At 38.5% G+C, this 20,967-nt stretch carries 19 protein-coding genes; 17 read left to right on the top strand and 2 right to left on the bottom strand.

Annotated features, from left to right (window positions below; translation table 11 throughout):
• Positions 1-5: 5 nt before the first annotated feature.
• From dxs to NQ185_RS01595, 7 genes are all read left to right on the top strand, one after another.
• Positions 6-1,898: a 1-deoxy-D-xylulose-5-phosphate synthase gene (gene dxs, locus NQ185_RS01625; RefSeq protein WP_257579771.1), complete on the top strand. Its 1,893-nt coding sequence runs from the start codon at positions 6-8 to the stop codon at positions 1,896-1,898.
• Between the two features lie 4 nt (positions 1,899-1,902).
• Positions 1,903-2,742 carry a TlyA family RNA methyltransferase gene (locus NQ185_RS01620; protein WP_257579770.1) on the top strand — a complete coding sequence of 280 codons (840 nt, stop codon included), beginning with the start codon at positions 1,903-1,905 and terminating at the stop codon, positions 2,740-2,742.
• Between the two features lie 95 nt (positions 2,743-2,837).
• Entirely contained in the window at positions 2,838-3,287 is a 450-nt protein-coding gene (gene ahrC, locus NQ185_RS01615) for a transcriptional regulator AhrC/ArgR (protein ID WP_257579769.1), read from the top strand.
• A gap of 19 nt (positions 3,288-3,306) precedes the next feature.
• Entirely contained in the window at positions 3,307-5,001 is a 1,695-nt protein-coding gene (gene recN / locus NQ185_RS01610) for a DNA repair protein RecN (protein ID WP_257579768.1), read from the top strand.
• A gap of 109 nt (positions 5,002-5,110) precedes the next feature.
• Positions 5,111-6,397 carry a SpoIVB peptidase gene (gene spoIVB, locus NQ185_RS01605; RefSeq protein WP_257579767.1) on the top strand — a complete coding sequence of 429 codons (1,287 nt, stop codon included), beginning with the start codon at positions 5,111-5,113 and terminating at the stop codon, positions 6,395-6,397.
• Between the two features lie 246 nt (positions 6,398-6,643).
• Positions 6,644-7,429, top strand: coding sequence for a sporulation transcription factor Spo0A (gene spo0A, locus NQ185_RS01600; protein WP_257579766.1), 786 nt, complete (start codon positions 6,644-6,646; stop codon positions 7,427-7,429).
• Positions 7,430-7,561: 132 nt separating this feature from the next.
• Entirely contained in the window at positions 7,562-8,293 is a 732-nt protein-coding gene (locus NQ185_RS01595; protein WP_257579765.1) for a glycerophosphodiester phosphodiesterase, read from the top strand.
• A gap of 35 nt (positions 8,294-8,328) precedes the next feature.
• Here NQ185_RS01595 and NQ185_RS01590 read toward each other — a convergent pair whose 3' ends face one another.
• Positions 8,329-8,571 (bottom strand): DUF2627 domain-containing protein, encoded by a 243-nt coding sequence (locus NQ185_RS01590; RefSeq protein WP_257579764.1) that lies wholly within the window; start codon positions 8,569-8,571, stop codon positions 8,329-8,331.
• A gap of 141 nt (positions 8,572-8,712) precedes the next feature.
• On the opposite strand from NQ185_RS01590, the gene bcd reads away from it, so the two are divergent.
• From bcd to NQ185_RS01540, 10 genes are all read left to right on the top strand, one after another.
• Positions 8,713-9,810 (top strand): branched-chain amino acid dehydrogenase, encoded by a 1,098-nt coding sequence (gene bcd, locus NQ185_RS01585; protein WP_257579763.1) that lies wholly within the window; start codon positions 8,713-8,715, stop codon positions 9,808-9,810.
• 150 nt (positions 9,811-9,960) lie between these two features.
• Complete coding sequence (lpdA, locus tag NQ185_RS01580) at positions 9,961-11,388, top strand: dihydrolipoyl dehydrogenase (protein WP_257579762.1); 1,428 nt, start codon at positions 9,961-9,963, stop codon at positions 11,386-11,388.
• Positions 11,389-11,416: 28 nt separating this feature from the next.
• Positions 11,417-12,412 carry a thiamine pyrophosphate-dependent dehydrogenase E1 component subunit alpha gene (locus NQ185_RS01575; RefSeq protein ID WP_257579761.1) on the top strand — a complete coding sequence of 332 codons (996 nt, stop codon included), beginning with the start codon at positions 11,417-11,419 and terminating at the stop codon, positions 12,410-12,412.
• 15 nt (positions 12,413-12,427) lie between these two features.
• Positions 12,428-13,411 (top strand): alpha-ketoacid dehydrogenase subunit beta, encoded by a 984-nt coding sequence (locus NQ185_RS01570; RefSeq protein ID WP_257579760.1) that lies wholly within the window; start codon positions 12,428-12,430, stop codon positions 13,409-13,411.
• Between the two features lie 34 nt (positions 13,412-13,445).
• Entirely contained in the window at positions 13,446-14,696 is a 1,251-nt protein-coding gene (locus NQ185_RS01565; RefSeq protein ID WP_257579759.1) for a dihydrolipoamide acetyltransferase family protein, read from the top strand.
• 112 nt (positions 14,697-14,808) lie between these two features.
• The gene (locus tag NQ185_RS01560) at positions 14,809-16,200 is read left to right on the top strand and encodes a methylmalonyl-CoA mutase family protein (RefSeq protein ID WP_257579758.1); all 1,392 of its coding nucleotides are present in this window, start codon (positions 14,809-14,811) and stop codon (positions 16,198-16,200) included.
• Positions 16,197-18,368 (top strand): methylmalonyl-CoA mutase, encoded by a 2,172-nt coding sequence (scpA, locus tag NQ185_RS01555; RefSeq protein ID WP_257579757.1) that lies wholly within the window; start codon positions 16,197-16,199, stop codon positions 18,366-18,368. Before NQ185_RS01560 ends, scpA begins: the two co-directional genes overlap by 4 nt.
• Entirely contained in the window at positions 18,361-19,386 is a 1,026-nt protein-coding gene (gene meaB / locus NQ185_RS01550; RefSeq protein ID WP_257579756.1) for a methylmalonyl Co-A mutase-associated GTPase MeaB, read from the top strand. Before scpA ends, meaB begins: the two co-directional genes overlap by 8 nt.
• A gap of 171 nt (positions 19,387-19,557) precedes the next feature.
• The gene (locus NQ185_RS01545; protein WP_257579755.1) at positions 19,558-19,995 is read left to right on the top strand and encodes a BrxA/BrxB family bacilliredoxin; all 438 of its coding nucleotides are present in this window, start codon (positions 19,558-19,560) and stop codon (positions 19,993-19,995) included.
• Between the two features lie 96 nt (positions 19,996-20,091).
• Positions 20,092-20,595, top strand: coding sequence for a L,D-transpeptidase (locus tag NQ185_RS01540; RefSeq protein ID WP_257579754.1), 504 nt, complete (start codon positions 20,092-20,094; stop codon positions 20,593-20,595).
• A gap of 136 nt (positions 20,596-20,731) precedes the next feature.
• On the opposite strand, the gene prli42 is transcribed toward NQ185_RS01540, so the two are convergent.
• A complete protein-coding gene (gene prli42, locus NQ185_RS01535) occupies positions 20,732-20,824 on the bottom strand; it encodes a stressosome-associated protein Prli42 (RefSeq protein ID WP_213127746.1) in 93 nt (30 codons plus the stop codon).
• Positions 20,825-20,967: the final 143 nt, after the last annotated feature.

The raw sequence follows: 20,967 nt of genomic DNA, 5'->3' as shown, positions 1-20,967 counted from the left end.
TCCTTTTGGATCTTTTATCAATTAAAGACCCTTCATTTCTCAAAAAAATGAATCATACAGAACTTGAGGAATTAAGCCTAGAAATTAGGAAATTCCTTATTGAAAAATTATCAAAAACAGGTGGGCATATAGGGCCAAATTTAGGTGTAGTTGAACTGACGCTAGCCCTTCATAAATGCTTTAACAGCCCAAAAGATAAAATTTTATGGGATGTGGGCCATCAATCTTACGTTCATAAAATTTTGACTGGAAGAGCGGACCAATTTGATAGCCTAAGACAATATAAAGGTCTTTGCGGATTTCCTAAGATGTCTGAAAGCATCCATGATGTATGGGAGACCGGGCATAGCTCTACTTCATTGTCGGCTGCAATGGGGATGGCGATTGCCCGAGATATAAAAGGGGAATCCAATTTCGTTATCCCTGTAATTGGTGACGGCGCCCTCACTGGTGGAATGGCTCTCGAAGCTTTAAATCATATCGGCGATAGCCAGAAAAATATTACCGTCATTCTAAATGATAATGAAATGTCTATTGCTCCTAACGTTGGTGCTCTTCATAATGTCTTATCAAAGTTAAGGACAGCCGGGAAATATAAATGGGCTAAGGACGAACTTGAATATTTATTGAAAAAAATTCCGGCCGTTGGAGGAAAGCTTGCCGCAACAGCAGAAAAAGTAAAAGACAGTTTAAAGTACTTACTTGTTTCCGGAGTATTTTTCGAAGAAATGGGATTCACGTATTTTGGACCAATTGATGGTCATGATTTTAATGATTTATTTGAAAACTTTCAGTATGCAAAGAAAACGGAAGGTCCTGTTCTTCTTCATGTCATTACGAAAAAGGGAAAAGGATATAGTCCAGCAGAAGATGATCGGATCGGAACATGGCATGGGATTGGCCAATATAAAATTGAAACAGGCGATGTCATTAAATCCGTTGCCTCAGCACCTTCCTGGAGCTCATTAGTAAGTGAAACCGTTCGAAAATTAGCTCGGGAAGATGAGAGAGTTGTAGCGATTACACCGGCAATGCCGGTCGGATCGAAGCTTGAAAAGTTCGCTGAAGAATTTCCAAATCGATTCTTTGATGTTGGCATTGCGGAGCAACATGCCACTACGATGGCAGCAGGACTTGCTACCCAAAAAATGAAACCATTTCTTGCCATATACTCTACTTTCCTGCAAAGGGCATATGATCAACTTTTACATGATATATGCAGGCAAAATTTAAATGTATTTATCGGAGTTGATCGTGCTGGTCTTGTTGGGGCGGACGGGGAAACCCATCAAGGCGTCTTTGATGTGTCATTTTTAAGACATTTGCCAAATATGGTCGTCATGATGCCAAAGGATGAAAATGAAGGACAACATATGGTATATACAGCAGTAAAATATGATGATGGCCCAATTGCGATGAGATTTCCTCGTGGAAATGGCTATGGGGTCCCAATGGATAGTAAATTAAAAGAAATTCCTATCGGCACTTGGGAGATCCTTAGAAAAGGAAAAGATGCCACAATCCTAACATTTGGAACAACCATTCCAATGGCAATGGAAGCAGCCCTCATGTTGGAAAAGAAAGGTGTGTCTGTTCAAGTTGTCAATGCAAGGTTTATAAAACCACTCGATGATAAGATGCTTTATCAAATTTTGAAGACGGGAATACCGGTATTGACCATTGAGGAAGCGGTTTTGCAAGGGGGATTCGGAAGCGCCGTATTGGAATACGCACATGATCAAGAATTCCATCATGCAATCATTGATCGTGTTGGAATACCAGACAAATTTATCGAGCATGGGAATGTTTCAGAATTATTATCTGAGATTGGAATGACATCGGAACAAATAGCTTTGAAACTTCATTCTATGCTGCCAGAGAAGAAAAAAAGGGCATAAATATATGAAACCAAAAAAACAAAGACTTGATGTATTATTGGTGGAAAGAGGCCTAAGCGAAACTCGCGAAAAGGCTAAAAGAGCCATTATGGCTGGAATTGTTTTTTCGAACGAAATAAGGCTTGATAAACCAGGGGATAAGGTAAACGAGGATATTCCTTTACAAATAAAAGGAAATATTCTACCTTATGTCAGCAGAGGTGGCTTGAAGCTTGAAAAAGCATTAAAAGAATTTCATATTTCTGTCCATGACAAAATCTTGCTTGATATCGGAGCATCCACAGGCGGATTTACAGATTGTGCACTGCAAAACGGTGCTAAATTATCATATGCCCTAGATGTCGGCTATAATCAGCTCGCTTGGAAGCTGAGAAACGATCCACGTGTGGTCGTTATGGAAAGAACAAATTTCCGTTACGTAAATCCAGCTGATTTTATTAAAGAAATGCCGAATTTAGCGAGTATTGATGTATCTTTTATTTCACTAAAGCTTATTCTACCAGTTTTAAAACAATTACTTTGCAATGAGAGTGACGTCATCGCTTTAATTAAACCTCAATTTGAAGCAGGGAAAGAGCAAGTTGGGAAAAAAGGAATAATAAGAGATCCTAAAATTCATGAAGAAGTAATTAATAAGATTAAAGATTTTTCACTTCAAGAAGGTTATGATGTCATTAACATCACATACTCACCAATAACAGGCGGAGAAGGAAACATTGAGTTTTTACTTCACTTACATTGGTCTGGAGATCACAAAACGGATCACCCAGGAACAGATAAATTATCCGTAAATATTCATGAAATTGTAAAACAAGCTCATACACATTTAAACTTAAGAAACTAGGGCATTCCTTATGGATTGCCCTTTTTACTCTTAAATTTTATAATGTATAAAGTAGTATAAAAATGCACGTGATTATATTAAGGGTGGGGAGTATGATGACAAAAGGACAGCGTCATATCAAAATTCGTGAATTGATCGGTACAAAAGAAATAGAAACTCAAGATGATTTAGTGGAATATTTGAAAAGTGATGGTTATAACATCACACAAGCAACAGTTTCCAGGGATATAAAAGAATTGCACTTAGTCAAGGTTCCATTGCCTGATGGAAGATACAAATATAGTTTGCCTGCAGATCAAAGATTTAATCCACTCCAAAAATTAAAGCGTGCACTTACAGATTCCTTCGTTGGAATTGATTTTGCTCAAAACTTACTTGTTATGAAAACCCTTCCCGGTAATGCCCAGGCTATTGGTGCATTAATCGATCATCTTGATTGGCAAGAAATTATGGGAACTATATGTGGAGATGATACATGTTTAATCATATGCCGTACACATGAAGATGCGATTTTGATAAACGAAAAGTTTATAGAAATGCTGTAGGAAGTGAGGGGAATAACTCTTGTTACAAGAGCTATCTATCAAGAACTTTGCAATCATTGACCAAATCTCCGTCTCTTTTGAAAAAGGATTAACCGTTTTAACAGGGGAAACAGGAGCGGGAAAATCAATCATTATAGATGCGCTGCATTTACTTGTTGGAGGTCGTGGTTCAGCAGAATTTGTCCGTCATGGGGAGAATAAAGCTGAAATCGAAGGATTATTTTTTCTTGAAGAAAACCACCCATGTTACGGAAGGTCAGCAGAATTTGGAATTGATATTGAAGAAGGAATGATTATTTTAAGAAGAGAAATAGCGAGTAGTGGGAAAAGTGTATGCAGGGTGAATGGGAAGCTTGTTACGATATCCACTTTGCGCGAAATTGGTGGTACATTAATTGATATTCACGGACAACACGAGCATCAGGAATTAATGGACGAGTCTATCCACCTTTCGTTATTAGATCAATATGGCAGTACTGAAATAGCACCTGCTTTGCAAAATTACAAAGATATATTTAAACAATATGATGCAACGCTCAAAAAAATAAAACAGCTTAAACTTAATGAGCAAGAGATGGTACAAAGGCTCGATTTATTACAATTTCAGCTTAATGAAATTCGTCATGCAGAATTAAAAATCAATGAAGATGAATCATTAGCCGATGAAAGAAGGCAGTTAGGAAATTTCGAGAAAATATTTGCAAGTCTTAAAGCAGGATATGAGGGACTTCAAGGAGAACAACACGGACTTGATTATATAAGTCATACGATAAGTCATTTGGAAACGGCAGCCGATTTAGATAAGCAATATGAGCATGTATTGGAATCAGTGGCAAATAGTTATTATTTATTGGAGGAGGCCGCTGATAGGCTTAGAAACGAACTAGACAGCTTGGAATTTGATCCAGAACGTTTGAATGTAATAGAAGAAAGATTAAACGAAATAAATCAATTGAAAAGAAAATACGGATCAACTGTTTCTGAAATACTTGAGTACAGTTCGAAGATAGAAGAAGAAATAGAAATGTTAATTAACCGCGATGCCCGAATTGGAGAACTTGAATCTAAACTCTCCTCACTTGAGGAAGATTTGGTGCTCGAAGGGACAAACTTAAGTTTTTTAAGAAAAAAGTGGGCTGGAAAATTAACAACTGCCATCCACAGAGAATTAAAAGAGCTGTATATGGATAAAACGGTATTTGAGCCCGTGTTTGGGAAGGATTCTGAAAATAATCCTAACTTTGCCAAAGATGGCTTAGATGATGTTGTCTTCTATCTTTCAACAAATCCTGGTGAACCTTTAAAGCCATTATCAAAAGTGGCTTCGGGTGGGGAATTATCAAGAATGATGTTGGCCTTAAAAACGATTTTCTCCAAACATCAAGGTATTACTTCAATCATATTTGACGAAGTCGATACTGGTGTTAGTGGGAGGGTTGCGCAAGCTATTGCCGAAAAAATTTATCAAGTATCAAAATTTTCTCAAGTCCTTTGTATTTCACATCTTCCTCAAGTTGCCGCAATGGCAGACACTCATCTACTAATTTCCAAAGAAGCCGTATCAGGGAGAACAAGGACGTCTTTAAAGATTTTAGGAAAAAAAGAAAAAATTTCGGAAATTGCGCGGATGATTTCTGGAGTTGAAATCACGGATTTAACAATAAAACATGCGAAAGAATTGCTAGATATTACCTATACCAAAAAGTTAACTTGAAAAGCTATCCTTCATTGGACAGCTTTTTTCCTTGCTTCCACTTATAAATGAGCCTAAAGCAGGCTAAATTATAGTTGTGGGCTAGAAAGCGAGGAGAGTGATCAATAGGATGTTGGAAATATTAAGAAAAATAACAGGTGGAATTCTCCTTGTTTCACTTCTAATGCTTATTGTTTATAAGCCATTTCAACAATATATGCACATACCGAATCAAATTACGTTGTTTGAAGGACAACAATATGACATTTCAAAAGCAACCGCAGTAAATGTTTCGACACCTTCATCAAGTGAAAATATTGAATTAGAGGAAAGTGAGCAAGCAATATCATTACAAGGAAAACAAGCTGGCAAAGATAAAATACTACTAGAAATGGCCGGGTTTCCCATCAAGCAAGTAGATGTAAATGTGTTGAAAAATTTTAAGGTATACCCTGGCGGCCAATCAATTGGAGTAAAACTGAATACATTGGGTGTGCTCGTAGTCGGACACCATTTAGTATCTGCAGAAAAGGAAAAACAATCTCCTGGTGAAGCAGCTGGGATAAAAGTGGGAGACATTATTACAAAAATAAACGGAACAAAAATCAATCATATGGCTGAGATAGCATCATTTGTTAATGAAGCTGGGCAAGAGGGGAAAAAACTGGAAATAACGATTCAACGCGGCAAGGAGACAATTGATACTACTTTAGATCCGAAACTGGATGAAAAGGAAAAAACATATAAATTGGGATTGTATATCCGCGATTCGGCTGCTGGAATAGGAACGATGACTTTTTATGATCCAAAAACTAAAAAGTATGGGGCTTTAGGGCATGTCATTTCTGATATGGATACGAAAAGACCAATCGTAGTGGATGATGGACAAATTGTCAATTCAACCGTTACATCGATTGAAAAAGGGAAAAATGGTGCACCTGGAGAAAAACTTGCTCGTTTTTCTTCCAATAAAAATGTCATTGGAAATATTAAAACGAACAGTCCATTTGGCATTTTCGGTGAGCTAAAACAAAATATAAAGAATGGAATATTTGATAAACCAATGCCAATTGCATTGTCTAATCAAGTAGAAGAAGGACCTGCAAAAATTTTGACGGTTGTGGAAGGCAATAAAGTGGAACAGTACGACATAGAGGTTATAAGCACGATTCCTCAAAAATTTCCTGCTACAAAAGGAATGGTCATAAAAGTGGTGGATCCAAAGCTACTCAGTAAAACTGGAGGAATTGTGCAAGGAATGAGTGGAAGCCCTATCATTCAAAAGGGAAAAATTATCGGGGCCGTTACCCACGTATTTGTAAATGACCCAACATCAGGTTACGGTGTCCATATTGAATGGATGCTCCATGAAGCTGGAATCGATATTTATGAGAAAAATACAGAAAAAGCAAGTTGAGGGTGCTCGCCCTCTTTTTTTTGTGGTTTAATGGAAGGAGTAAGAGGGATACACAGAGTATTCGACAAAAATAATATTTTTTATCTAAAGTTGTCGAAAATCGAAGGAAATCAAAGGAATATTAAGGTTTTATATTGTTTTTTATTTATTTTGAAAAAATTTAAAGGAATTTCATCATCTTTGGCGTATTTAACTATTAATGACATAATTTTGAATTATTTTTGGAACTTGAGGAGGAAATGGATAGTGAAAAAAATCAAAGTTTGTATTGTAGATGACAACAGAGAGTTAGTTGGTTTGCTGGATGATTACATTTCATCTCAGGAAGATATGGAAGTTGTAGGTACAGCACATAATGGCCAGGATTGCTTGCAGTTAGTGGAAGATACGAATCCTGACGTATTGATATTAGATATAATTATGCCACATTTGGATGGACTAGGTGTGCTGGAGCAACTTCGTGAATCGGGCACTGTTTTTCCTAATGTTATAATGCTTACTGCGTTCGGACAAGAAGATGTCACAACTAAAGCAGTCGATCTCGGAGCGTCTTATTTTATTCTTAAGCCATTTGACATGGATCATTTGGCGAACCATATTCGCCAAGTTAGCGGCAAAGCTAGCCAAGTTAAGAGGAAGAGTACAATCTCTTCTAAAGCCCAAAATGAAACAAAGCCAAGAAACTTGGAGGCGAGTATTACTTCAGTCATACACGAAATCGGAGTACCAGCACATATAAAAGGGTACTTATATTTAAGAGAAGCAATTTCAATGGTCTATAATGATATTGAATTGCTTGGCTCTATAACGAAAGTTCTTTATCCGGATATTGCCAAAAAATTCAATACGACCGCAAGTAGGGTCGAAAGGGCAATTCGACACGCTATTGAAGTGGCATGGAGCAGAGGGAATGTTGATTCAATATCCTCCTTATTTGGCTATACAGTAAGTATGTCAAAAGCGAAGCCAACGAACTCAGAGTTCATCGCCATGGTCGCTGACAAATTGAGATTGGAGCATAAAGCTTCGTAAACGCATCAAATCTAATATCAAGCGCCTGTCCTTTTTAAAAGGACAGGTTTTTTAATTTATATGAAAAAAATATTATCAACTCATGCTAATGCAGGGTATTATGATACTATACACAATTAGGCGGTGACAATTATGACCATTATTTTAGCACATAGAGGATCTGCTGGAACACATCCTGAAAACACAATGGAATCATTTTTAGCAGCTGAGCATTTTGGTGCGGACGGAATCGAACTTGATGTACATTTAACGCTTGACGGTGATATTGCAGTTATACATGACATTACAGTAGATCGAACAACAGATGGAACTGGAAGAGTAACGGATTTTGCCATGGAGGAATTAAAAAAGTTAAAAGCCAATTATCATTATAAGCATTTTTTCAAAAAAACTGCTAGAATCCCCTCTTTAAGGGAAGTATTTGAATGGATGAAAGGAAATCAGTTAATTTGTAATATCGAGCTTAAAAATAATGATCTCCCATATGAAGGTCTCGAAGAAAAAGTAATCGCTTTAATTAAAGAATTCCGTTATGAAAATCGTATTGTTATTTCTTCATTTAATCACTATTCACTTGTTTATATAGTGAATAATTGGCCGGAAATTGAAACTGCTCCCCTTTATAGCGACCTATTATACAGGCCTTGGGAGTATGCATTTTCCCTGAATTCTAAAGGAATTCATCCGAAATTAAAATCAATCTCTGATACCATTATTAAAACAACGATGGAAAATGGAATTGCTGTTAGACCCTATACAGTTAATAAAGAACGTGATATAAAAAGACTTTTGCAAATAAATTGTTCGGCCATTATCACAGACTTTCCCGAAAAAGCGGTGAAATTAAGAAAAAGTAAAAAATAGGAGCGTGGCAAAAAGGCAAGCTCCTATAAGCAAAGTTAACGTTTTCTTTGCCTGAAACGTTCCTGTACTTGATTTCTCTTTCTGTCACGATGCAGGATGAAACCTGCGATAAACCCTAGTCCTAATATAAAAAACAAAAGACCAGCAAAGAACTGCATCCATAAATATGGAAAAGGGGAAAGTAGCTTTCCAAATAACATATCCCTCATTAATTTAATACCATAACCCGATAAAATACCGGGAATTAATAATAATAATAATGCAATGACTCTTCCCATTAACCTTTTTCGACTCCTTATCAATGTAGCTAAAAAAATCATATAACATCGGTAAGATTTGTCAAGGGACAGCCTTTTCGTTACAATGTAATTAGGATTAGGTATCATGATAAGGTCATAAGAAATATGTGGAGGTAGAAAATGAATATCTTTGAATATATGGTGAACTATGATTACGAACAATTATTATTTTGCCAAGATGAAAAGTCTGGTTTAAAAGCAATTATCGCAATCCATGATACAACTCTTGGTCCCGCTCTTGGTGGCACTCGGATGTGGACATATAAAAATGAAGAAGCAGCAATTGAGGATGCTCTTCGTTTAGCAAGAGGTATGACATATAAGAATGCCGCTGCTGGATTGAATCTTGGGGGCGGCAAAACAGTTATTATCGGTGATCCGAACAAAGACAAAAATGAAGAAATGTTCCGCGCTTTCGGCAGGTTTATCCAAGGATTAAATGGGCGATATATTACGGCGGAAGATGTAGGAACAACCGTTCAAGATATGGATATTATCCACGAAGAAACAAATTTTGTGACTGGGATTTCACCCGCATTTGGTTCTTCAGGCAATCCTTCCCCAGTTACAGCTTATGGCTGCTTTGTAGGGATGAAGGCAGCTGCAAAAGAAGCATTCGGAACCGATTCTTTGGAGGGTAAAAAGGTTGCTGTTCAAGGGGTTGGAAATGTAGCATTTGAACTTTGCCGTTATTTACATGAAGAAGGGGCACAACTGATTGTGACAGATATAAATAAAGCTGCTGTCAACCGTGCTGTCGAAGCCTTCCAGGCGAAAGCGGTTGATCCAGATGATATATATGCAGTTGAAGCCGATATTTTTTCTCCATGTGCCCTTGGCGCCGTAATTAACGATGACACAATACCACAATTTAAGGTCAAAGTAATAGCAGGATCAGCAAACAACCAGCTTAAGGATACAAAACATGGCGATCAAATAAATGAAATGGGTATTGTTTACGCTCCTGACTATGTCATCAATGCCGGGGGAGTGATTAATGTAGCCGATGAGCTATACGGCTATAACAAAGAGCGTGCCCTTAAAAAGGTAGAAGCAATTTATAATAATGTCGCAAAAGTGATCGAAATATCAAAGCGTGATGGCATTCCCACATATGTGGCTGCAGATAGAATGGCGGAGGAAAGAATTGAAAAAATGAAGAATTCAAGAAGTCAATTCCTTCTAAATAATAAACATATTTTGGCTAATCGAATTTAAAAGATAGTTATTGTTATGTTGATTGAGCTGTCCGAAAGCTGGATAATTCCCCGAAGCACTGGTGGAGAGAAACAAAGCGCATAAGGACAGCTTCTTCTATGAGTTCACACATGGATTTAACCTAGCGATAAGCTAAGTGGAGGGATAAAATTGGCACGAGAGTATGATTTAGTAATCCTCGGTGGGGGAACTGGTGGTTATGTTGCAGCCATTCGTGCTTCACAGCTTGGATTGAAAACGGCAATTGTCGAGAAGGAAAAAATAGGTGGAACGTGTTTACATAAAGGCTGCATTCCGAGTAAGGCAATGCTCAGAAGTGCCGAAGTCTTTTCCTTAACGAAAAAAGGTGAAGAATTCGGTGTTTTGACAAGCGGCATCGAACTTAATTTTAAAAAAGTGCAAGATAGAAAAGCTGCTATCGTTGAACAGCTTTACAATGGTGTTCAATACTTGATGAAACAAGGGAAAATTGACATATATAATGGATTTGGACGCATATTAGGCCCTTCGATTTTTTCACCAATACCTGGCACAATATCGGTAGAAATGGCCGATGGTACGGAAAATGAAATGTTGATTCCGAAAAATGTTATTATTGCTACAGGCTCAAGACCAAGTACACTGCCCAACTTAGATATTGATGGGACCCACGTGCTTACCTCAGACGAAGCCCTTGAAATGCAGGAACTTCCTAACTCAATCATTATTATTGGGGGAGGTGTCATTGGCATAGAATGGGCATCAATGCTTGCCGACTTTGGTGTAAATGTGACCGTCATTGAATACGCTGACCGAATTATACCGGGAGAAGATGAGGACATATCTAAGGAACTGACTCGCCTTTTACAAATAAAAGGAATAAAAATCGTGACAAATGCAAAAGTATTATCGGAAACAATGGAAAAAGAGGAAGAAAAAGTACTAATTAAGGCTGAAATTGCTGGAAAAGAACAGGTTTTTTCTGCAGAAAAGCTTCTAGTTTCTGTTGGCCGGAAAGCAAACAGTGAAAATATAGGGCTTCAAAATACAGAGATAGAACTTCTTAAAAATGGAGCAATTAAAGTGAATTCTTCTTTCCAAACGAAGGAATCACATATATACGCAATTGGAGATGTAATTGGTGGTCTGCAACTTGCACATGTAGCTTCACATGAAGGAATTAAAGCAGTAGAACATATTGCTGGTATAAACCATGATTCGATTATTTACGATAACATCCCAAAATGCATATACAGCTCACCCGAAGTTGCCAGTGTTGGTTTTACCGAAAAGAATGCGAAGGAATATGGCTTTCAAGTAAAAATAGGGAAATTTCCTTTTAAGGCCGTCGGTAAAGCACTTGTACAAGGAGAAACTGAAGGATTCGTAAAAATTGTGGCAGATGAAAAAACAAATGATATTCTTGGAATACATATGATTGGTCCTCATGTAACTGATATGATTTCTGAAGCTGGGCTTGCTCGAGTATTGGATGCAACTCCTTGGGAGATTGGAAACACCATTCACCCACACCCAACATTAAGTGAAGCAATAGGAGAAGCAGCATTGGCAGTAGATGGACTGTCTATCCATATATAGGCGGCGAAACGAATGAGGAGGGATTAACATGACAAAAAACCGACATACTGAGCTTGGACTTAGTGATGAGCAAGTGTTAGATATGTATGAAATGATGATGCTCGCTCGCAGGATTGATGAGAGAATGTGGCTTTTAAATCGCTCTGGAAAAATACCTTTCACGATTTCGTGTCAAGGACAAGAAGCAGCCCAGATAGGGGCAGCATTTGCTCTTGATAGAGAAAAAGATTATATACTTCCTTATTACCGGGATTTAGCTGTTGTCTTAAGTTTCGGCATGACCCCTACTGAAATTATGCTTTCGGCATTTGCAAAAGCGGAGGATCCAAACTCCGGTGGTCGTCAAATGCCGGGTCATTTTGGACAAAGAAAAAATAGAATTGTAACAGGCTCTTCACCAGTAACAACACAAGTTCCACATGCAGTTGGGATTGCGCTGGCTGCACAAATGGAGAAAAGTGATCTCGTGACATTCGTATCCTTTGGTGAAGGTTCTTCAAATCAGGGGGACTTTCATGAAGGATTAAACTTTGCGGGGGTTCATAAATTGCCAGTCATATTTATGTGTGAAAATAATCATTATGCCATCTCCGTTCCGCTTAAAAAACAGTTGGCATGTGAAAAGGTATCCGATCGAGCAATTGGCTACGGAATGCCGGGAGTGACAGTCGATGGGAAGGATCCGCTTGAAGTATACAAAGTAATGAAGGAAGCTGTTGAAAGGGCGAGACGAGGTGAAGGCTCAAGTCTTATTGAAACGATTACCCATCGATTAACATCTCATTCCTCTGATGATGATGATCGCAGTTATCGAACTGAAGAAGAATTAACAAAAGCCAGATTAGAAGATCCGATTATTCTTTTTGAAGCGTACCTTAACGAGAATGGATTATTGAATGAACAAACAAAAAAAGAAATAAACGACCGTATAATGATACAAGTGAACGAGGCTACAGATTATGCGGAGAAAGCTCCATATCCAGATCCTGAGGATGCTCATAAATTCGTATATGCAGCGGAGTAATAGGGGGAATAAACAATGGCTGTAATTTCATATATTGAAGCTGTCACTGCGGCAATTCGTGAAGAAATGGAACGAGATGAAAAAGTCTTTGTTCTTGGTGAGGATGTTGGGAAAAAAGGTGGAGTTTTTAAGGCTACACAAGGTCTTTATGAACAGTTTGGTGAACAACGGGTCATCGATACGCCACTTGCAGAATCGGCAATCGCAGGTGTTGGTATCGGCGCCGCTATGTATGGATATCGCCCAATTGCCGAAATGCAATTTGCTGATTTTATTATGCCTGCCGTCAACCAGATTATTTCGGAAGCAGCGCGTATAAGATATCGTTCAAATAATGACTGGAGCTGCCCGATGGTAATAAGAGCTCCATATGGTGGAGGAATCCATGGCGCACTTTACCATTCACAATCAGTAGAAGCGATATTTGCCAATCAACCAGGGTTGAAAATCGTTATGCCATCTACCCCTTATGATGTAAAAGGTTTATTGAAGGCGGCAGTTCGAGATAATGATCCAGTACTTTTCTTCGAGCATAAACGAGCCTATCGACTTATAAAAGGTGAAGTACCTGATGAGGATTACGTACTGCCTATAGGGAAGGCTGATGTGAAGCGCGAAGGGGATGATATAACGGTCATTACTTATGGACTTTGTATCCATTTCGCCTTGCAGGCTGCTGAGCGTCTTGCAGAAGATGGCATCGAGACACATTTATTGGATTTACGCACCGTCTATCCACTTGATCAAGAAGCGATTATAGAAGCAGCATCTAAAACAGGGAAAGTATTGCTTCTAACGGAAGATAATAAAGAAGGAAGCATTATGGGTGAAGTGGCAGCAATCATCGCTGAAAACTGCTTATTCGACCTTGACGCGCCGATAATGAGATTGGCTGGCCCCGATATACCTGCAATGCCATATTCTCCGACGTTGGAAAAGTTTTTCATAGTTAATCCTGAAAAAGTTGAAAAGGCCATGCGAGAGTTAGCTGAATTTTGAGCCGGACAATGGAGGCTAAAAGGAGGAAATCATTTTGTCAATAAAAAACATTACTATGCCCCAGCTCGGTGAGAGTGTTACGGAAGGAACAATCAGCAGATGGCTTGTACAATCTGGTGATCATGTCAATAAATATGATCCATTAGCGGAAGTGATGACGGACAAAGTTAATGCGGAAATACCATCATCTTTTACTGGTACAATTGGTAAGCTGCTTGCTGAAGAAGGGACTACGCTTGCCGTAGGCGAACCAATTTGTACAATTGAAACCGAAGAAGGGGACACGGAGGATGGAACTGTCAACACGGTTGAAAAAAGTGAATCCGAATTGGGTCAGTCCGCTATTACTCCAATTGACCATCAATCTACTGGCAAAACGAGGTATTCACCGGCCGTTTTAAAAATGTCTCATGAACATGGAATCGACTTATCTCTTGTAACAGGAACAGGAAAAGACGGCAGGATTACAAGAAAAGATTTGCAAAAGTTAATTGAATCGAATGAGATTCCACAAATCGGCAATAAAGAAGAGAAGAGCTCCCCTTCTGTTGATATTAAACCGGTGGATCCTATTTATTCTAAGGCAGGGGATATCGAAATACCTGTTTCCGGGGTAAGAAGAGCCATTGCGACGAAGATGCTTCGCAGTAAGGCGGAAATTCCTCATGCTTGGATGATGATAGAGGTAGATGTTACCAATTTGGTTAAATATCGCGATGCTCTAAAATCAGAATTTAAACAGCGAGAAGGTTTCAGTTTAACGTATTTTGCATTCTTCATAAAGGCTGTTGCGCAAGCTCTGAAAGAGTTTCCGATGATAAATTCGATGTGGGCCGGGGATAAAATTATCCAGAAGAAAGATATAAATATTTCAATTGCGGTTGCCAAGGAAGAAGAATTATTCGTTCCAGTCATTAAGCACGCAGATGAGAAGTCAATTAAAGGAATTGCAAGAGATATAACGGATCTAGCTAAAAAGGTTCGAAATGGAACATTGAAAAGTGATGAGACTCAAGGCGGTACATTCACAATTAATAACACCGGTTCATTTGGTTCTGTTCAGTCAATCGGGATTATTAATCATCCGCAAGCAGCCATTTTACAAGTCGAATCCATTATTAAACGTCCAGTCGTTGTAAATGACGGAATTGCCATTCGTGATATGGTGAATCTCTGTTTATCCCTTGATCACAGAGTGTTGGATGGTCTCATATGCGGACGTTTTATGCAACGTGTAAAAGAAATACTGGAGAATATTCCTAAAGAAAACACGTCTGTATATTAATATCTTTAAAAGAAGCTTGTTACTTAGTGGCAGCTTCTTTTAATTTGTTTTGCTCGTTTTTTAGTATTGTACTAAAATAAAGATAGTCGTTAATGGATGGGGGGTTAGTCCAATGGCCAGTATTAAAATGAAAAATGCAATTTTTCCAGAAGCTGATTATCATGCATGGGAACAAGCTGCTCTTAAGGCGTTAAAGAACCAATCTTTGGAAACGCTTTATAGTGAAACGTATGAAGGAATTAAACTTTCTCCAATTTACACAAAAAAAGATATTAAAGATTCGAATATTCGAGTGTTTTCTGCTAACAACGGGTGGAAAATTGCTCAGAAAATCTGCAATCCTATGTGGAATGAGTTAATACAACAGTTGAAAAGGGTAATGGAATTCGGGCAAGAAACCATTTCATTTGATGTAGATAAACTTGATGAAATTCATAAATTAGACTTTACTAAAATTGAACTAAGTAATACACCACTATTGTTATTTACGAAATATAACTTTCCAACCCTTACGAAGAATATTTTACAAGTCGATGCTGCTTTAACAGGTGCAGTAGCTTGTGATTTAATTTCATCTCGTCTTGAAAAGGGTTATTTGTTTAAACACGATGGTCAAACTTGGAGAGATTGGAGGGAAACCATTTCCAAACTTGACGAAAAACATCCTAGAATAAAAACCATCTTAATCGATTGCTCAATTTACCATAATAGTGGGGCGAATGCCGTTCAAGAGCTAGCTGCTTCTTTGGCAGAAGCGATATTTTATATCGAAGAGATGCGGAAAATAGGTTGGGAACCTCATAAAACAATCAATAAAATGATCTTTCATTTTTCGATTGGCAGCAACTTCTTTATGGAAGTTGCCAAGCTAAGAGCATTTCGATCACTATGGAGAACAGTGTCCACCGCTTATGAGGTTGATCCTGACCAAAACAATCCTCTCATTAGTGCAGAAACATCTGCTTTTACGAAATCCTTACTAGATCCGCATACAAATATTCTTCGCTCAGGAAATGAAGCATTTGCAGCTGCTATCGGAGGAGTAGATTTTTTACATGTAACACCTTTTAATGGGATCTCAGATCCTGCAGATGAATTTTCAATGCGAATTGCACGAAACACACAATTGCTTCTTCGTGAAGAAGCCTTTCTTGATAAGGTAATCGATCCTGCGGGCGGATCTTTTTACATTGAAGCAATTACTTCTAATCTTATTGAAAGGGCATGGGAGCTTTTTCAAACAATAGATGGAAAAGGTGGAATCTATCCCGTGTTACAAAGTGGATGGTTTCAAACAAAGATTAAAGAGACACTTTTTAAGAAGATGGAAGATATCCGATCTAGAAAAAAAATAATGATTGGTGTAAATATTTTTACACAGGATGCGAAGAAACTTTTGCGTAAATCTAAAACTCCTTATGAGTACGAAAAAGATACCGTAAAAATTGAACCTTTGGAAAAAGTAAGACTTGCAGAAAAATATGAAAGCGGGGAATTCTCATGAATCAAAAACCCGATTTTCAAAAAATTCAACCGCTTGATTTAAATCAGGAACCGAAAATAGATAAAACTTTGCATCTATCATTCTTTGAAACAAATGAAAACATACGTTTTAAATCTTTATATACAAAAAACGATGTAGAAGATCTTCCCCATTTAAACGATATGCCCGGTTTGCCTCCATTTACTAGAGGACCGTATGCAACGATGTATGTTAGTAGACCATGGACAATCCGTCAATATGCTGGATATTCGACGGCGGAAGAAAGCAATGCTTTTTACAGGCGCAATCTTGAGGCAGGGCAAAAAGGGTTATCAGTGGCGTTTGATTTGGCTACACATAGGGGCTATGACTCCGATCATCCGCGGGTTGAAGGCGATGTCGGAAAAGCTGGAGTTGCCATTGATTCGGTAATGGACATGAACATACTATTTGATGGGATCCCACTTGATCAAATGTCCGTTTCTATGACGATGAATGGGGCAGTTATCCCGATAATGGCCTTTTTTATCGTTGCAGCCGAGGAGCAAGGTGTAAAAAAAGCTCAACTTTCAGGAACAATTCAAAATGATATTTTAAAAGAATATATGGTCCGGAATACGTATATTTATCCTCCTGAAATGTCGATGCGAATAATAAAAGATATTTTTGAATATACAGCAAAACATATGCCTAAATTTAATAGTATTTCTATTTCTGGCTACCATATGCAAGAAGCTGGGGCACCTGCGGATTTAGAACTTGCATATACACTTTCTAATGGATTGGAATATGTGAGGACTGGTTTAAAAGCTGGCTTAAAAATTGATGATTTTGCTCCACGTCTCTCGTTCTTTTGGGGAATCGGAATGAACTATTTTATGGAAGTGGCGAAAATGCGTGCCGCCAGAAAAATATGGGCACAGTTAATGAGCCAGTTTAAACCTCAAAATCCTAAGTCACTTACCTTAAGAACGCATAGTCAAACATCCGGATGGAGCTTGACAGAACAGGATCCATACAATAATATCGTTCGAACCTTAATAGAAGCACATGCAGCCGCGATGGGCCATACTCAATCCTTGCATACGAATGCGCTTGACGAGGCGATTGCCTTGCCAACTGATTTTTCTGCTCGTATCGCGAGAAATACTCAGTTATTTTTGCAAGAAGAAACGGGTATGACAGATGTAATTGATCCATGGGGCGGCTCATATTATGTAGAGTCATTGACAAAGGACCTGATGGAGCGCGCTTGGACACATATTGAGGAAATTGATGAGCTGGGTGGTATGGCAAAAGCAATAGAAACAGGCTTGCCGAAGCTTAGAATTGAAGAAGCGGCTGCACGAAGACAAGCGCATATCGATTCTAAGAAAGAAACAATCATAGGAGTCAATCGCTATAAAATTAATGATGAAGAACAAATGGAAATATTGGATATCGACAATGAAGCAGTCCGTCTGAAACAAATAGAAAGATTAAAAATGCTTAAAAATAATCGAAATGAAGAAAAAGTCAGTGCTGCACTTGATACGTTAACAAGAGGAGCCGCAAGTTCCGAAAAAAATGTATTGGAGCTTGCGATAGAAGCTGCAAGATGCAGGGCGACACTTGGAGAAATTTCTAATGCCATCGAGAAAGTATGCGGCAGACATAGAGCTGTCACCCGCTCCGTAAGTGGAGTTTATAGCTCTAATTTTACGAACGATAAAGAAATTTCGGCTGTAAAAGAAATGACAGATGAATTTTTAGAAAATGAAGGACGCCGACCTAGGATCTTAATTGCTAAGATGGGGCAGGATGGACATGATAGGGGTGCGAAAGTGATTGCGACAGCTTTTTCCGATTTAGGTTTTGATGTCGATATCGGACCACTCTTTCAAACTCCCGAAGAAACGGCAAAGCAGGCAGCTGAAAATGATGTCCATGTCATTGGAATCAGTTCATTAGCTGCAGGGCATAAAACACTTGTGCCGAAATTAATTAAGGAATTAAAGGCAATCAATCGAGAAGATATGATTGTTGTAGTTGGGGGAGTCATTCCTGTTCAAGACTATGAGTTTCTTAAGGAAAATGGTGTTTCGGCTATCTTTGGTCCAGGTACAGTCATTCCGTTAGCAGCTCAAAAAGTGATAGAGGAAATCTATTGTAAGCTAGGATATGTGGAAGAGGTTATCACTGATGGTTGAAAGGAATCGGAGGTTCGTCAAACCGGTCCAAAATGAAGAAAATTCCAAAGAATTGATTCAAGGGCTATTAAATCAGGATAGAGCGGTACTAGCAAAGGTAATTACGTTAATTGAAAGCAATGCCGTACGCCATCAAGAACAATCAAAAAATATTTTACAAAAACTTTTACCTTATTCCGGTCAATCCATACGAATTGGTGTGACAGGGGTGCCTGGTGCTGGCAAAAGCACATTCATTGAAACATTTGGCCATTTATTGTGTGAACAAGGGCACCGCGTTGCAGTGCTCGCTATTGATCCAAGTTCACCGATTAGCGGGGGAAGTATTCTTGGTGATAAAACAAGGATGGAGAAACTTGCAAAACATCCGAATGCTTTTATCCGTCCATCTCCTTCAAGAGGAGAGCTTGGTGGCGTCCATACGAGAACAAGAGAATCTATCATTGCTTGTGAAGCAGCAGGATTTAACGTAATAATCGTGGAGACTGTTGGTGTTGGTCAGAGCGAGTCAATCGTGAGAAGCATGGTGGATTTCTTTTTATTGCTCGTTTTGACAGGTGCTGGCGACGAATTACAAGGAATGAAAAAAGGGATATTGGAACTTGCGGATCTCATTACAGTGAATAAAGCAGATGGGGATAATTTTAATCAGGCAAAGAAAACGATGCGTGAATACAATCAAATTCTTCATTTTATTCAACCGGCAACCGTCGGATGGGATACAAAAGCGACTATATGTTCCTCATTGACTGGAACTGGCATTGACGAAGTATGGGAGACTATTCAAGATTTTATTAAAGCAACACAGTCCAACTCAGCGTTTAAAGAGCGAAGGCAGAAACAAGTGAAGGATTGGCTCTTTGCATTAATAAGAGAACAATTAGAAACTGCCTTTTTTAACGATGAACATATAAAAGAAGTATGGCCAAAAGTTGAATTTGCTGTAATGAATGGCGATACGACAGTTCCAGATGCTGCTGATCTGCTTTTTTCAGCGTACAAAAAAAAGGACAGCTAATCGTGCTGTCCAAAAACATCTAGGGAGTTTAGGGGTATGGATCTAGATGTAGTCTAATTTTACCCAGTTCTCAAAAAAATAAACCTATTTATTTTTAAAAATTATATTATTTGATAAATAGCATGAAATATTGCTATGATAACGATAGTTAAATATAAGGAGTGGTAATTAATGAATATCGATTTTAATTTATATATGAATGATGTCGTTAAGCAAGCACGTGAGGATATGGAAAGAGCAGGATACGCACAATTAACGACACCAGAAGAAGTGGAAGCAGCGTTGGAACAAAAAGGAACAACCCTTGTTATGGTTAACTCTGTCTGTGGTTGTGCAGGTGGAATCGCACGCCCAGCAGCTGCACATTCCGTCCATTTTGACAAGCGCCCTGATCATCTTGTGACCGTTTTTGCAGGTCAAGATAAGGATGCTACCGCAAAGGCACGCAGCTATTTTACTGATTATCCACCATCTTCTCCATCATTTGCTCTCTTAAAAGATGGAAAGCTTTGCACGATGGTAGAACGTCATGAAATTGAAGGTCACGATCCTATGTCAGTTGTGAATAAGCTTCAACAATACTTTGAGCAATATTGCGAGGAAGTTTAATAGTAAATGCCCTGTTTGAGTCGATAGACTTTGAACAGGGCATTTTTGTATGAAAGCTTTCCTTTTTCACATAATAGAGAAAAAGGATGATACAGTATGCAGCTATTGTTCGCCCTTCTCCTTTTCATCGGTTCTCCATTTTGGCCATTTGATGAGGAAGTGTTGCCAGGTGACCCGCTCATTATTGTCAACAAGCGTACAAATGAGCTTGCTTGGATCAATGAAGGCAAAGTACGGTTTATTACAAAAGTGGCGACAGGAAAAACGGATGAAATGACTCCTGAGGGTTTATTTACTATAAAAGTGAAGGCAGAAAACCCATATTATCGTAAAGCCAATATACCGGGAGGGGATCCGCAAAATCCACTTGGCTCAAGATGGATCGGTTTTGATGCTCTAGGTACAGATGGAAGAATCTATGGATTACACGGAACAAACAACCCAACTTCAATTGGTAAATATATATCCGAAGGCTGTATACGACTCCCAAAAACTCAGCTTGAATTTCTTTATGATAATGTTCTAATGGGTTCAAAGGTTCTTGTCGTTAACACGGATCAAACATTTGAAGGTGTAGCTTATGAAATAGGCGTAATATAGAGAAAAGGTGAGGTTCCTTGAATTAGGAAATCTCACCTTTTTTTCGTCTAGCTCATTGCCAATCGACTAGCAAACTTCTTGTCCTTTTCGCTTGCGTAAGAAGCCGCGCTCGTCCCTTGTCGTGTCATCGTAAGTCTTATAAAAATGATAATCCAGCTATAATGGTAGTGGCAATCATAGAGAAGAGCATAATATAAACGATAATTTTTTGAAACTTTTTATTGGCCAATTCAAAGCACCCCTAGATCATTCTTGTTTACTCTATTTTATCTTGAAATCGCCGTTGATACAACCCGTCATCGTACATAGAAAAGCAGGATTGTGAGCAGGAAATGTCGAAGATTACAGAAGTCTTCTATTGAATGCTCTTTG

Origin of the sequence: Lederbergia panacisoli (assembly GCF_024626525.1) — a bacterium.
Classification (GTDB): domain Bacteria; phylum Bacillota; class Bacilli; order Bacillales; family Bacillaceae_C; genus Lederbergia; species Lederbergia panacisoli.
Note: the sequence above shows the minus strand (reverse complement) of the source record. Positions and strands in the feature narration are given on the sequence as shown.

Coding starts and splice junctions, on each gene's coding strand:
- NQ185_RS01540 (WP_257579754.1), top strand. CDS start 20,092: ATGCAGCTATTGTTCGCCCTTCTCCTTTTCATCGGTTCTCCATTTTGG.
- bcd (WP_257579763.1), top strand. CDS start 8,713: ATGAATATCTTTGAATATATGGTGAACTATGATTACGAACAATTATTA.
- NQ185_RS01545 (WP_257579755.1), top strand. CDS start 19,558: ATGAATATCGATTTTAATTTATATATGAATGATGTCGTTAAGCAAGCA.
- ahrC (WP_257579769.1), top strand. CDS start 2,838: ATGACAAAAGGACAGCGTCATATCAAAATTCGTGAATTGATCGGTACA.
- NQ185_RS01595 (WP_257579765.1), top strand. CDS start 7,562: ATGACCATTATTTTAGCACATAGAGGATCTGCTGGAACACATCCTGAA.
- NQ185_RS01575 (WP_257579761.1), top strand. CDS start 11,417: ATGACAAAAAACCGACATACTGAGCTTGGACTTAGTGATGAGCAAGTG.
- NQ185_RS01590 (WP_257579764.1), bottom strand. CDS start 8,571: ATGGGAAGAGTCATTGCATTATTATTATTATTAATTCCCGGTATTTTA.
- meaB (WP_257579756.1), top strand. CDS start 18,361: ATGGTTGAAAGGAATCGGAGGTTCGTCAAACCGGTCCAAAATGAAGAA.
- scpA (WP_257579757.1), top strand. CDS start 16,197: ATGAATCAAAAACCCGATTTTCAAAAAATTCAACCGCTTGATTTAAAT.
- NQ185_RS01560 (WP_257579758.1), top strand. CDS start 14,809: ATGGCCAGTATTAAAATGAAAAATGCAATTTTTCCAGAAGCTGATTAT.
- spoIVB (WP_257579767.1), top strand. CDS start 5,111: ATGTTGGAAATATTAAGAAAAATAACAGGTGGAATTCTCCTTGTTTCA.
- NQ185_RS01620 (WP_257579770.1), top strand. CDS start 1,903: ATGAAACCAAAAAAACAAAGACTTGATGTATTATTGGTGGAAAGAGGC.
- NQ185_RS01570 (WP_257579760.1), top strand. CDS start 12,428: ATGGCTGTAATTTCATATATTGAAGCTGTCACTGCGGCAATTCGTGAA.